Below are 12421 nucleotides of genomic sequence, written 5' to 3' on the forward strand. Positions count from 1 at the left end.
GGGAACATACCCGGCGGACCAGCGGCGGCGCGTGTTCGCCGTGGTGGGAAGGCGACTCCATTGGCGACACCGGCATTCGACTCCACCATGCTCACCCGTCGGGGCGTCCTCGCGGCCGCGGCCGGCAGCCTGCTGCTCGCGGGCTGCGGGCCGCAGGGTCAGCGGCCCGACGACGGCGCCAGCAGCAGCGCACCCGGTGACCAGAATCTGGTCGTCGGCGTCAGCCTGGAACTGAGCGGCCGGGGCGCGGCGCTCGGTGTGGTGCAGCGGCGGGCGCTGGAGATCACCGCGGAGGCGCTGAACCGGTCCGGTATCCCGGTCGGCAACCTGCTCCGGTCGGTCCGGCTGGAGTTCCGGGACAACGGCAGCGACCCGGAGGTCGCCGGCCGGCACGCCGCCGAGTTGACCCGCGCCGGGGCGCACGCCCTGGTCGGCGGCGTCCTCGGCGACACCGCCACGGCCATCGCGGTGGCCGCCCAGCGGGTCAAGACACCGTTCCTCGCGCTGGGCTTCTCCGACCGCATCGTGCAGCCGCTGTCCGAGCGCACGTACAGCTTCAAGCTCACCCCGGACGCCAACGACATGGCGCGCCGGATGGTGGACCTGCTCGAGTCGCAGCGGGTCGGACGGGTGGCCCTGCTGGCCGAGGACGGCCTGCACGGCGACTCCGGCGTACGGGCGCTCCGGGAGGCGTTCGCCAGCAGCACCGTGGACCTGGGGCGCACGGTACGCCTGCCGGCCGGCGGGCGGAGCTTCCGCGCCGCCGCGGAGCGGGTCACCACCGGGAACCCGGACGCCGTCATCGTGTGGGGCACCGCACCCGATTCCGGCACCGCGGCGCGGGAGCTGCGCCGCGCCGGCCACCGGGGCGCTCTCTTCTTCGACGCCGGCGCCGTCGCCGACGACACGTTGAGCGGCACCAACGCGAAGGCCGTCGAGGGCGCGTACGCGGTGCACCCGGCCTGCCTCGGCGGTTCCGCGCTCACCGCCACCAGCGGCGCGCTGGTGGCCCGGCGGGACTTCGACTACCGCTACACCCAGCGGCACGGCACCTCGGTCGGCTTCGCCCCGTACGCCGCGGACGCGCTCCAGCTCCTCGCGGCGGCGGCCCGAAAGGCGACGAGCCTCGACCGGGGCCGGCTGCGGGCGTTCCTGCAGACCCAGATGAACGAGGGCATCGCGGGCGGGTACGCGTTCACCGAGAACCGGCACGGGGGCATGGAGGCCGACTCGCTCGGCGTCTACCAGGTGTCGCAGGGCAGCTGGACCCGGTACGCCTGACCGTAGGTTGCCCGGGCCGTCCCGCCGGACGGTCCGGGCGAGCGCGCGTCACGTCCGGCGACGGACAGCAGGAAGCGCCCGGTGGCCGATGGCCACCGGGCGCTTCCGCGCGTCGGTCAGGCGGGCGCGACGGCCCGCGAGCGCCGCATGGTGAGCACGTACTCGACAAGCGAGATCAGCACGTGCTTCGTCGACTCCCGGTTACGGGCGTCGCAGGGCACCACCGGCACGTCGCGGGAGATCGCCAGCGCGTCCCGGACGTCCTGCGGGTCGTGGTACTGCATGCCGTCGAAGCAGTTGATGGCCACCAGGTACGGCAGCCGCCGGTGCTCGAAGAAGTCGATGGCGGCGAAGCAGTCGGCGAGCCGGCGGGTGTCCACCATCACCACCGCGCCGATCGCTCCCCGGACCAACTCGTCCCACATGAACCAGAACCGCGTCTGACCCGGCGTACCGAAGAGGTACAGGATCAGGTCACGGTCGATCGAGATACGACCGAAGTCCATCGCCACCGTGGTCGTCGTCTTGCCCGGCACCTGCCGGGTGTCGTCGACGCCCACGCCGGCGGAGGTCATGATCGCCTCCGTGGTCAGCGGCGTGATCTCCGAGACCGAGCCGACCAGCGTCGTCTTGCCGACGCCGAAACCACCGGCGATTACGATCTTCGCCGACGTCACGCGTCCGCTCGGCACCGGCGGCCGGTGCGACATGTCAGAGCCTGCGAAGTCCACTCAGCACCCTCTCCAGCAATTCAGTGCCCATCGCGTCGTCGGAGTCGTCCAGAATGGTCGGCTCGTGGACCGCGACCAGGCCATCCGTCGCCATGTCGGCGATGAGCACCCGGGCCACGCCGAGCGGAAGCTGCATCCGCGCCGCGATCTCGGCGAGCGACTGCACACGTCCGTCACACAACGCGGCGATGTACTGGTGTTCACGGCCTTGGCCACCGTTGCCAGTGGCCACCGCTCGGCCGCGCACCGTCGTCTCGACGAGCGCCTCCAGGGCGATGTCGAGCCGAGGACGGGTACGACCACGGGTCACGGCGTACGGCCGGACCAACGCTCCGGTCGGTTCGTCACGATCCACCATGTCGCCGCTCACCTCCCTCGTACCCGACACCGGCTCGCCCCGGTGACACCCGTCGCTGTCGTTGTTGTTCCCGCTCCTGACCCACCGGCCAGCGCGTCATTCAGCCCATCATCCCCACAGCCGTACGCGGCTGCGGAGTCAGGGCGTCTCCCACCCGGTCGACGAGCAGGGCCATCTCGTACCCGACCTGGCCCACGTCGCAGCTGCGCGCCGCGAGCACCGCGAACGACGAGCCGTCGGAGATGGACATCAGGAACAGGAAACCGTTGTCCATCTCGACGACTGTCTGCAGCACCGCCCCACCCTCGAAGCAGCGTGCCGCGCCCTGGGTCAGGCTGACCAGGCCGGAGGCGATCGCCGCGAGCTGGTCGGCGCGGTCCCGCGGAAGGTCACGCGACGAGGCGAGAAGCAGGCCGTCGGCCGAGACCGCGACCGCGTGCGCCACGCCGGGCACCCGGTCGGCGAAGTTGGCGAGCAGCCATCCGAGATCCTGCGTAGTAGTCATCCTTGTTGCTCCTTCTGCCCGCTCCCGGCCACCGGGCCTGAGCCAGACTGCGAGGACTGCTGCCCGGCCGGAGTGCCCTCCGGGCCGGTCGTGTTGCTGTCGGTCGGGTGGTTACGCCCCCGCTGGACACCCCGATGGTAGGCCGAGAGCAGACCCCGGACGGCCTCCGGCGTCCGCCGCTGCACCGCCGGCGACGGCTTGTCGATGCTGCCCGGCACGAGCTGCGCCATCGGCGTCCGCTTCGGCAGGCCCTTCTGGGTGGTCTCCGCGACCGGGACCTCGGTGGCCGCCGAGGCGGCCCGCCACCCGTCGTCCGCCGCGGTCTGCCACGGCGACGACTGCTGCGGCGCCGCCGGCTGCCGGGTGGGCAACCCTCCGGCGTACGCGGGACGACCGTTCCCGTTCGCCGCCCGGCTGTCCCGCGGTGTTCCGCCGGCCGTCGGGGTCTGTGCCATCGGCGTGTTACCTGTCGTTGCGGGTGTCGCCTGCGGCACGGGCCGACCGGCGGTGTCCACCTTGGCGAACTGCTGGGTCGCGGCGCCGTTCGCCGGGGCCGCCGGGGTCGGAGCCGGCGCCGCCGCCTCCTCGTTCGGCCCTGGCCGGCGGGTGCGGAACCAGGCCGACTCGAGCTCCCGGAAGATCGGCAGCTCCATCGTCTCGTCCGCGTACCGCTGGCGGTTGCCGGCCTGCTGCGGCGCCTGCCGCGGCGCGGGGGCCGGTGCCGACGGCGTGGCAGGCGGCTGCGCGGCGGGCTGCTGCGACGCGGCCGACGGGGTCTCGGAACGCGGGACCCGTGGCAGTTCGGCGGTCATGTCCAGGCCGCTGGTGGGTCGCTCCGGCACGGCGGGAGCCGGGGTCGGGGCGGCGACCGGCGGCCAGACCGGCGGCGCGCCCACGTGCGACGCGGGTGCCGGACGCGACGGCGGCTGGTCGGCCGGCGGCGCGGAGACCGGGTGGCCGTCGGCCGTCCGGCCGGAGACCGGACGGGTCGGGAGCGGGGTGCCGGAGACCGGCGCCGCCGACACCGGACGGGTCGGGAGCGGAGTGCCCGAGACCGGCGCGGCCGACACCGGACGGCCCGAGTAGGGGTCGTCCGCCGCCGGACGGCCCGAGTATCCGTCGCCCGAGACCGGACGGCCCGAGTATCCGTCGCCCGAGACCGGACGGCCGGAGTAGGGGTCGCCCTGGTACGGGTCGCCCGAGACCGGGTGGCCGGAGACGGGGGCGGCCGACACCGGACGGCCGGCGAACGGGTGGCCGGCGGCCGGGGCGCCGGAGACCGGCGGCAGCGGCGGCGCCGACACCGGCGGGATCGGCGGGGCGGAGACCGGCGGCGGGTTGTAGGGCCGCGCCTCGGGGCTGCTGGGCAGCTGCCGCGGGATCGCCGGCTGCTGGCCGCTGACGGCGGGGTCGCCGTCGCCCGGGTTGCGCCGCTGGGGCAGCGGGTCGACCCGCTGGCCGTTCTCCGGCCGCGGCGGGTAGCCGTCGCCGGCACTCGCGTTGGCTCCGGTCAGGTCGGACCAGGCCGGCATGGCGCGACCGGCGTTGGCCGGGGTGCCGGCGCCGTTGCGGTGGCCCGGGTCGAAGGACCGGCCGCCGAGCGTCACCTGGTTGCCGGAGGCACCGGGGTGCGGTGCCGGCGGCGGGGTGTGCGGGCCGTTGCCGAGCGCGGCCAGCGCGCCGAAGGCCGGTGCCGGACCGGTGCCGAAGGCCGGTGCCGGGCCGGCACCGAAGGCGGGCGCGGGGCCCGCACCGAAGGCCGGGACCGGACCGCCCTGCTGCGGACCGGCGGCCGGGAGCGCCGGCGCCGGCTGTCCACGCCCGGCGAGGGCGCGCGGCACCAGGACCGTGGTGGGAAGCGTGACGTCGGCGACGGTGCCCCGGTCGGCGGCGGGCCGCAGCTCGACCTTGACGCCGTGCCGGGCCGCCAGCCGGGCGACCACGACGAGGCCCATCATCCGGGAGACCGCCACGTCCACCTGCGGCGGCGTGGCCAGCCGCTCGTTGAGGTCGTGGAGCTGGTCGGCGCTGATGCCGATGCCACGGTCCTCGACGTAGAGCGAGGCACGGTCGCCGACGCGGCGGGCCTCCACCATGACGTGCGAGTCCGGCGGGGAGAACGCGGTGGCGTTGTCGAACAGCTCGGCGACCAGGTGCACCAGGTCGTTGACCGCGTGCGCGGCGACCTCGATGTCCCGGTCGATGACGCCGAACTCGATCCGGGTGTAGTGCTCGACCTCGGACTGGGCGGCGCGGAGCACGTCGATCAGGGCGGCCGGCTCGCGCTGCACGCGGGTGGAGTCCGCGCCGGCGAGGACCAGCAGGTTCTCGTCGTTCCGGCGCATCCGGGTGGCCAGGTGGTCGAGCTGGAACAGCTCGGCCAGGCGGTCCGGATCCTCCTCGCCGCGCTCCAGCCGGTCGAGGTGACCGATCAGGCGGTCGACCAGGATCTGCGAGCGGCGGGCCAGGTTGACGAACATGGTCGCGACGGACGCGCGCAGCGCGGCCTGCTCGGCCGCGGTCCGGACCGCCTCCAGGTGGACGGCGTTGAACGCCTCGGTCACCTGGCCGAACTCGTCCTTGCTGCGCACCGGCAGCGGCTCGGCGATCTGGTTGGCCAGCTGCACCGGGGAGAGCTGGCCGGTCACCTGCGGGTCGCGCAGCCGGGCCACCGCCTGCGGCAGGCCGTACTGGGCCACCGAGAGGGCGCCCTGGCGCAGGTCGCGCAGCGACCGGGCCATCGAGCGGGCGACCAGGTAGGCGAAGAGGATGGCCAGCAGCAGCATGGTGAGCAGCAGGCCGGTCGTGAGGAACACCTGGCGCTGGGTGTCCGAGCGCAGCTCGTCGGCCTGCCGGACCACGTTGCCGTCGAGCCGGGACTCGACCGCGCGGATCAGCTTGGCGTTGCCGACCATGGCCTGGTCCCACTGGTCCGGACCGAACGGCGCGCCCCGCATCGAGCCGCTGTTGTTGCCCCGCATGAAGCCCGTGAGGTTCTCCGCCTTGCGCAGGTCGGGACCCTCGACGGTCTGGTCGAAGAACTCGGAGTCGGCCGGGGTGGCGACGGAACGGAAGGTCGCGAGCGCCTGGGCCTGGGCGGTGCCGCTGGCAATGAACTGCTCGCGCAGCGCGGGACTGTACTGCCCCTGGGTGAGCGCCTGGTGCACGACCACCCGGCGCTGGGCCAGGTATTCCTTCTGCCGGGCCACCGCGGCGGCGGCGCGCATCCGGTCGCTCAGGTCGTTGTCGCCGGCGAGCTGGGTGGTCGAGTCGCGGATCGACAGCAGGTCGTCGATCAGGCTGTCGTACACCTTCTTGGCGTCGTCGATCTTGAGCTTGCCGTTCAGCACCTGACTGCGGGTGGCGGGCAGGTCCTTGAGCTGGTCGTCGATCTCGTTCAGCCGGACCTCGAAGTTGCGTGGCAGGTCGTTGAGCTCGCCGCGCTGCCGCGAGTAGGGCGCCTTCGCCTGGTCCACCCGCTGGTTGGCCCGGTTGAAGGCCTCCTGGTACTGCGCCCGGGTCTGGATCTCCTTGGCGCCGAGGAAGAGCACCGAGCCGGCCCGCTCGTCCTGCATCGTGTCGGCCAGGTCACCCGAGTAGCCGATCAGGCTGGCCAGGTCGCCGGCCCGGTTGGCACTGTTGAGTGTCTCCAGGTTCTCGACCAGACCGCTGGTGCCCACCACGACCGTGGCGATGGTCGGCACGATCATGATCAGACCGAGCTTGGACCAGATCGGCATGTCGCGCAGCCGGCTCGCCGGCCGGCTCAGCCGCGACAGGAAGGAGCCCGCCGTCGTTGGCCGTTTGCTCACGTCACCGCCCTCGCAAAACCGCGTCCGACGTCACCTGAGGGCAACGCCGAGCGACCGACCCGGCGGGTCGGACCTCCGAGATTCCATCACGCCGCCCCGCAAAGAGAAAGCCCAGGTTGTCCCTCGCCGGAGGTGTGATGAGATGTTGATGCAATTTGATAGCAATCCGTCTGGCCGGAGTCACTGAAGGTAATGGAACATCCGCACCGCGTCGTCCTCCTCGCCGGACCCTCCGGCTCGGGAAAGTCGTACATTGCACAGCGAACCGGACTTCCGGTGCTGTGCCTGGACGACTTCTACAAGGACGGTGATGACCCTACGTGTCCCCTCCGAAACGGACAGGTCGACTGGGAGTCCCCCTCGTCCTGGGATGCGGACACGGCGGTGGAAACAATTGCCCGATTGGCCCGGGAGGGCAAGGCCGAAGTGCCGGTTTATGCGATCGGCGCGGACCGGAGGGTGGCCACCCGGCCATTCGACGTCGACGGATCGCCATTCTTCGTCGCCGAAGGGATCTTCGCCGCCGAGATCGTCGCCGAGTGCCGGCGCCGCGGCCTGCTCGCCGGGGCGTACGCCCTGCGCCGCCCGCGCGGCGCCACGTTCCTGCGTCGGCTCGCCCGCGACCTCGCCGAACAACGCAAGGCACCCCGGGTGCTGATCCGGCGCGGGCTCACCCTGCTGCGGGCCGAGCCGGCCGTGCTGCGCCGCCAGACCGGGCTGGGCGCCGAGGCCGCCCGGGCCGGCGAGGTGCTGCGCGGGGTGGCCGCCCTGCTCGCCGGCCACCCGCGCCGGCCGTGATCAGCCGATCAGCTTCGCGTACGCCGGCTTGATCACCTCGTCGATGATCCGCAGGCGCTCGTCGAACGGGATGAAGGCGCTCTTCATCGCGTTGATGGTGAACCACTGGAGTTCCTTCCAGCCGTAGCCGAAGGCCTCCACCAGCAGCGCCATCTCCCGCGACATCGAGGTGCCGCTCATCAGCCGGTTGTCGGTGTTCACCGTCACCCGGAACCGCAGGTCGCGCAGCAGCCCGATCGGATGGTCGGCGATCGACGCCGCCGCGCCGGTCTGCACATTCGACGACGGGCACAGCTCCAGCGGGATGCGCTTGTCCCGCACGTACGCGGCCAGCCGGCCCAGCGCGGGCGGGTTGCCCGGGGTGATGTCGTCGACGATCCGGACGCCGTGGCCCAGCCGGTCCGCGCCGCACCACTGGATCGCCTGCCAGATCGACGGCAGCCCGAACGCCTCGCCGGCGTGGATGGTGAAGTGGAAGTTCTCCCGCTGGAGATATTCGAACGCGTCCAGGTGCCGGGTGGGCGGGAAGCCCGCCTCCGCGCCGGCGATGTCGAAGCCGACCACCCCGGTGTCCCGGTGCCGCACCGCCAGCTCGGCGATCTCCTGCGAGCGGGCGGCGTGCCGCATCGCGGTGAGCAGGGTGCCGATCCGGATCGGCGTGCCCGCCTCGCCGGCCAGCGCGCTGCCCTCCCGGAACCCGGTGACCACCGCCTCGACCACCTCGTCCAGGGTCAGGTTCCGCTCCAGGTGCTGCTCGGGCGCGAACCGGACCTCGGCGTAGACGACGCCGTCGGCGGCCAGGTCCAGCGCGCACTCCCGGGCGACCCGGCGCAACGCGCTCGCGGTCTGCATCACCGCCACGGTGTGCGCGAACGTCTCCAGGTAGCGCTCCAGCGAACCGGAGTTCGCCGCCTCGGCGAACCAGCGACCGAGCGCGTCCGGGTCGGTGGTGGGCAGTTCGTGGCCGGCCTCGGCGGCCAGCTCGACGATCGTCGCGGGCCGCAGGCCGCCGTCGAGGTGATCGTGCAGCAGCGCCTTCGGGACCTTGACGATGTCCTCGTACGAGATTGCGACCATGCCCAGACCCTAGTCACCGGCGGTGCCGGTCGGGCAGCGGACCGCCGTCAGGGCCGCCAGCCGTACACCCGCTCGACCGTCAGGCGCAGGACCAGACGCCCGTCGGCCACCATGGCGGCCCGGTAGTCCGCCCAGTCCGGGTGCTCGCCGCGGATCCGCCGGTAGACCTCGACCAGTTCCTCGACCGTCGCGTCGTCGGTCGCGGCGGCCGGCGGGGTGAGCGTGACCGTGCCTTCGGCCACCGCGTACGCGCCGCCGTCGGCGGTGGTCACGTGGAAGCTGGCCCGGGGATCGCGGCGCAGGTTGCGCACTTTGGCCCGGCCGCCGGTGGTGGAGCACCGGATCAGGCCCGGCTCGGCCAGGTAGTCGAGGTTGGACAGCTGCGGGCGACCGTCCCGGCGCAGGGTGGCCAGCACACCGCGCCCGCGCGACCCGAACAGCCCCCACAGCCGCTCGGTGCGTTCGCTCATGCCGAGCCGACCGGGCATGCCCTCACGGCCCTCGCTCCGCTCGGTGCGTTCGCTCATGCCGAGCCGACCGGGCATGCCCTCACGGCCCTCGCTCCGCTCGGTGCGTTCGCTCATGCCGGCACCTCGGTCGTCCGCAGCGGGGCGAGCGCGGCCGCCAGCCGGACGAGTTGGTCGAGCATCAGCTCGGCGGCCTGCTCGCGGCCCGGGTCGGGTCGCAGCTCGCCGGCCTCGTCCAGCGCCTGCCGCAGGAAGACGTTCACCGCGTCGTTCACCGGGACCATGTTCAAGGTGGTCACCACCTGCTTGATCATCTGCACCGCGCGCAGGCCCCCGGAGGTCATGCCGTAGCTGACGAAGCCCACCGGCTTGTGCTGCCACTCGTGGTAGAGGTAGTCGATCGCGTTCTTGAGCGGCGCGCTGAAGCCGTAGTTGTATTCCGGCATCACCAGGACGAAGGCGTCCGCGGCGTCGATGGTGGCGCTCCAGGAACGGGTGTGCTCGTGCCGGTAGATCCGCTCCGAGGGGTGGTCCGGCTCGTCGTGGAAGGGCAGCCCGACCTCGGCCAGGTCGACGAGCCGAACCTCGTCGAAGCCGGCGTGGCGGACGGCGGCGGCGGTGAACCAGTCACCGATGCGGCGACCGACGCGGCCGGGTCGGGTGCTGGCGACGATCACGTTCAGGCTGGGCATGGTGAGGTCACTCCGGTGGAGGTGGCGGTCAGGGCCGGCACGGTGAGTCGGGGAACGAGCCGGGCGACGATCGGCCCGATGCCGATCGCGTAGAGCAGGGTGCCGGGGCCGACGGCCCCGCCGAGCAGCCAACCGACCGCCAGCACGGTCACCTCGATCCCGGTGCGCGCCGGGCCGAGCGGAAGGCCGCGGGCGGCCAGGCCGGTCATCAGCCCGTCCCGCGGACCCGGGCCGAGCCGGGCGCCCAGGTAGAGCGCGGTGGCGAGACCGTTGAGCAGGATGCCGGCGCCCAGCAGGCAGATCCGGGCGGCGAGCGGGTCGACCGGCGGCACCAGGGCCAGCGTCGCGTCGAGGGCCAGCCCGACCAGCGCCACGTTCGCCACCGTGCCGACCCCGGGACGCTGGCGCAACGGGACCCACAGCAGCAGCACCAGCAACGCCACGCCATTGACCAGCAGCCCCATCGGCAGGCCGGTGCGGGCGGCGAGGCCCTGGTGCAGCACGTCCCAGGAAGCGAGGCCGAGGTCGGCGCGGACCATCAGCGCGACGCTCACCCCGAACAGGGCCAGGCCGGCCAGGAGCCGGACCACTCGGGCCGGCAGTTTGGTTGACATGTCATCAAGCTAGGCCGCGAGTTGGTGACATGTCAACCACCCGGGTAGGATCGGGGCATGGACGGACCGCGCTGGCTGGACGAGCGGGAGGACCGCGCGTGGCGCGGCTACCGGCGGATGCGCCGCCTGCTCGACCTGGAGCTGGCCCGCGAGCTGATGCAGGACGCCGGCCTCTCCGAGCCGGACTACGACGTCCTCAGCGACCTCTCCGAGACACCGGACCAGCGGTTGCGGCTCAGCGAGCTGGCCGATCGCATGCTCTGGTCCCGCAGCCGGCTCTCCCACCACATCTCCCGGATGCAGCAACGCGGCCTGGTCACCCGGGAGGAGTGCGCCACCGACGGCCGCGGTTCGATCGTCGCGCTCACCCCGGCCGGCCGGCGGGCCGTCGAGAGCGCCGCGCCGGGGCACGTGGCCGCCGTCCGGCGGCACCTGATCGACCTGCTCACCCCGACGGAGCTGGCGGCGCTCGGCACGCTGAGCCGACGGGTCGTCGACCACCTCACCGACCGCACGGAAGCGGCGGGCTGACGCGTGGACCCCCGCATCCTGACCCGGCTGCGCTGCCCGGTCTGCGGCGATCCGCTGGCCGAGGCCACCGCCGGCACCACCCGCGCGCTGCGCTGCCCGCGCGGGCACAGCTTCGACACCGCCCGGCAGGGATACGTCAACCTGCTCGCCGGCCGGGCCCCGCACGGCGGGGACAGCGCGGAGATGGTGGCCGCCCGGGCCGACTTCCTGGCCGCCGGCCATTACGACAGGCTCGCCGCCGCACTAGCCGCCGCCGCGAGCCGGATCGCGCCCGGGGATCCGTACCCCCTGGTGGTGGAGCCCGGCGCCGGCACCGGGCACTACCTCGCCGCGGTGCTGGCGGCGCTGCCGGGCGCCGCCGGCCTGGCCCTGGACGTCTCCAAGCCGGCGCTGCGCCGCGCCGCCCGCGCCCACCCGCGCGCCGCCGCCGCGCTCGCCGACACCTGGCAGCGGCTGCCGCTGGCCGACCGGTCCGTGCGCGTGCTGCTGAACGTCTTCGCGCCCCGCAACGGCCCGGAGTTCCACCGGGTGCTCGACCCGGCCGGCGCGCTGCTGGTGGTCACCCCGACCACCGACCACCTCGGCGAGCTGGTCGAGGCGCTGGACCTGCTGCGGGTGGACCCGGCCAAGGCCGACCGGGTCGCCGACAGCCTGGGCGCCCACTTCGTCGAGGAGTCCGCCGGCGAGCACCGGGCCCGGCTGTCGTTGACCCGCGCCGAGGTCGGCACGCTGGTCGGGATGGGCCCCAGCGCCTGGCACGCGGACCCGCAGCGGCTCGCCGCGCGGATCGCCGCGCTGCCCGAGCCGACGCCGGTCACGCTCGCCGTCCGGCTCTCCACCCACCGACCGCGTTAGGTGGAGAGGTCGACCTCTTCCCAGCCCGGCGGCTCGTCGTGGTACGGCCCGCGCAGCATCACCGCCCACTCCAGCGCCCACCGGCGCTGCCCGATCGCGTTCGCGTCCACCAGCCCGGGCAGCGCCTGCCCGGCCCGCTCGGTCTCCAGGTAGGCCCAGTCGAGGCAGTAGTGCAGGTCGAGCAGCGCGGCAGCGTCGGCGGGATGCTGCGGGGCGGCCAGGATGCGGGCCCGCCACTGCGGGAACGTCTCCCCCGTGACCAGGTTCGGCATCCGCTCGACCAGCCGCTCGTCCACCGGCACGGTCGGGTCCAGCTGCTTGCTCAGGCCGAGCACCCAGGCCAGCGAGAACAGCGCGTCGTGGTGCAGCACGAACGACCGGTGGTCGCCCCGGCCGCCCATCACGAACTGCCACTCCGGCGGCGTCAGCATCTCCACCAGGTGCGACTCCAGCAGCCAGCTCATCGCGGCCTGCGGCGGCATGCCGAAGCAGCGGGCCAGGATCAGGTGCAGCACCGCGATCCGCGCCTCGATCTCCGGCGTGGCACGCAGCTCGATCTCGTCGCCCGGCTCCCAGACCAGCGGGAACTGCGGCGGCGGCAGCGGAAGACCCAGCCGGGACAGCTCGTCGAGACTCGCCTCACGGACGGCCCGGGGGTCGGGAGCGGATACGCGCAACGCCTCAGTCCCTGTCTGCTCGC

General features: G+C 73.5%; 13 protein-coding genes. 4 read left to right on the forward strand and 9 right to left on the reverse strand.

Features of this window, described 5'->3' with window-relative positions; translation table 11 throughout:
• The first annotated feature begins 60 nt into the window (after positions 1-60).
• Entirely contained in the window at positions 61-1281 is a 1221-nt protein-coding gene (locus O7598_RS25800) for an ABC transporter substrate-binding protein (protein ID WP_269693841.1), read from the forward strand.
• Positions 1282-1397: 116 nt separating this feature from the next.
• On the opposite strand, the gene O7598_RS25805 is transcribed toward O7598_RS25800, so the two are convergent.
• The 4 genes from O7598_RS25805 to O7598_RS25820 form a co-directional block, all read right to left on the reverse strand.
• Positions 1398-1991, reverse strand: coding sequence for a GTP-binding protein (locus O7598_RS25805; protein WP_091061022.1), 594 nt, complete (start codon positions 1989-1991; stop codon positions 1398-1400).
• A 1-nt stretch (position 1992) separates the two neighbouring features.
• The gene (locus O7598_RS25810; RefSeq protein ID WP_269694979.1) at positions 1993-2370 is read right to left on the reverse strand and encodes a DUF742 domain-containing protein; all 378 of its coding nucleotides are present in this window, start codon (positions 2368-2370) and stop codon (positions 1993-1995) included.
• Positions 2371-2470: 100 nt separating this feature from the next.
• A complete protein-coding gene (locus O7598_RS25815; RefSeq protein ID WP_013283992.1) occupies positions 2471-2875 on the reverse strand; it encodes a roadblock/LC7 domain-containing protein in 405 nt (134 codons plus the stop codon).
• On the reverse strand, positions 2872-6687 hold the full coding sequence (locus tag O7598_RS25820; RefSeq protein WP_269693842.1) for a sensor histidine kinase: 3816 nt from the start codon (positions 6685-6687) through the stop codon (positions 2872-2874). Before O7598_RS25820 ends, O7598_RS25815 begins: the two co-directional genes overlap by 4 nt.
• Positions 6688-7146: 459 nt before the next feature.
• On the opposite strand from O7598_RS25820, the gene O7598_RS25825 reads away from it, so the two are divergent.
• A complete protein-coding gene (locus tag O7598_RS25825) occupies positions 7147-7485 on the forward strand; it encodes a hypothetical protein (protein WP_269693843.1) in 339 nt (112 codons plus the stop codon).
• On the opposite strand, the gene O7598_RS25830 is transcribed toward O7598_RS25825, so the two are convergent.
• The 4 genes from O7598_RS25830 to yczE all read right to left on the reverse strand — a co-directional run bounded on the left by O7598_RS25830 (position 7486) and on the right by yczE (position 10335).
• The gene (locus O7598_RS25830; RefSeq protein ID WP_091061030.1) at positions 7486-8562 is read right to left on the reverse strand and encodes an adenosine deaminase; all 1077 of its coding nucleotides are present in this window, start codon (positions 8560-8562) and stop codon (positions 7486-7488) included.
• 47 nt (positions 8563-8609) lie between these two features.
• Positions 8610-9032, reverse strand: a complete 423-nt coding sequence (locus O7598_RS25835) for a PPOX class F420-dependent oxidoreductase (protein WP_269694981.1) — start codon at positions 9030-9032, stop codon at positions 8610-8612.
• A 110-nt stretch (positions 9033-9142) separates the two neighbouring features.
• Positions 9143-9721 carry an NADPH-dependent FMN reductase gene (locus O7598_RS25840; RefSeq protein ID WP_269693844.1) on the reverse strand — a complete coding sequence of 193 codons (579 nt, stop codon included), beginning with the start codon at positions 9719-9721 and terminating at the stop codon, positions 9143-9145.
• A complete protein-coding gene (gene yczE, locus O7598_RS25845) occupies positions 9709-10335 on the reverse strand; it encodes a membrane protein YczE (protein WP_269693845.1) in 627 nt (208 codons plus the stop codon). The genes O7598_RS25840 and yczE overlap by 13 nt, the downstream gene beginning before the upstream one ends.
• Positions 10336-10392: 57 nt before the next feature.
• Between yczE and O7598_RS25850 the strand changes: the two genes are divergently transcribed.
• Positions 10393-10866 (forward strand): MarR family winged helix-turn-helix transcriptional regulator, encoded by a 474-nt coding sequence (locus O7598_RS25850; RefSeq protein ID WP_091061040.1) that lies wholly within the window; start codon positions 10393-10395, stop codon positions 10864-10866.
• A 3-nt stretch (positions 10867-10869) separates the two neighbouring features.
• Complete coding sequence (locus tag O7598_RS25855; RefSeq protein WP_269693846.1) at positions 10870-11721, forward strand: putative RNA methyltransferase; 852 nt, start codon at positions 10870-10872, stop codon at positions 11719-11721.
• On the opposite strand, the gene O7598_RS25860 is transcribed toward O7598_RS25855, so the two are convergent.
• On the reverse strand, positions 11718-12398 hold the full coding sequence (locus tag O7598_RS25860; RefSeq protein WP_269693847.1) for a DUF4272 domain-containing protein: 681 nt from the start codon (positions 12396-12398) through the stop codon (positions 11718-11720). The two genes, O7598_RS25855 and O7598_RS25860, sit on opposite strands and share 4 nt — an antisense overlap.
• Between the last annotated feature and the right edge of the window lie 23 nt (positions 12399-12421).

The organism is Micromonospora sp. WMMC241 (assembly GCF_027460165.1).
Classification (GTDB): domain Bacteria; phylum Actinomycetota; class Actinomycetes; order Mycobacteriales; family Micromonosporaceae; genus Micromonospora; species Micromonospora humi.

What these genes read in the sequence shown, in the direction of transcription:
- O7598_RS25805 (WP_091061022.1), bottom strand. Translation starts at nt 1,991, where the DNA reads ATGTCGCACCGGCCGCCGGTGCCGAGCGGACGCGTGACGTCGGCGAAG.
- O7598_RS25810 (WP_269694979.1), bottom strand. Translation starts at nt 2,370, where the DNA reads ATGGTGGATCGTGACGAACCGACCGGAGCGTTGGTCCGGCCGTACGCC.
- O7598_RS25815 (WP_013283992.1), bottom strand. Translation starts at nt 2,875, where the DNA reads ATGACTACTACGCAGGATCTCGGATGGCTGCTCGCCAACTTCGCCGAC.
- O7598_RS25830 (WP_091061030.1), bottom strand. Translation starts at nt 8,562, where the DNA reads ATGGTCGCAATCTCGTACGAGGACATCGTCAAGGTCCCGAAGGCGCTG.
- O7598_RS25835 (WP_269694981.1), bottom strand. Translation starts at nt 9,032, where the DNA reads ATGAGCGAACGCACCGAGCGGCTGTGGGGGCTGTTCGGGTCGCGCGGG.
- O7598_RS25840 (WP_269693844.1), bottom strand. Translation starts at nt 9,721, where the DNA reads ATGCCCAGCCTGAACGTGATCGTCGCCAGCACCCGACCCGGCCGCGTC.
- yczE (WP_269693845.1), bottom strand. Translation starts at nt 10,335, where the DNA reads ATGTCAACCAAACTGCCGGCCCGAGTGGTCCGGCTCCTGGCCGGCCTG.
- O7598_RS25850 (WP_091061040.1), top strand. Translation starts at nt 10,393, where the DNA reads ATGGACGGACCGCGCTGGCTGGACGAGCGGGAGGACCGCGCGTGGCGC.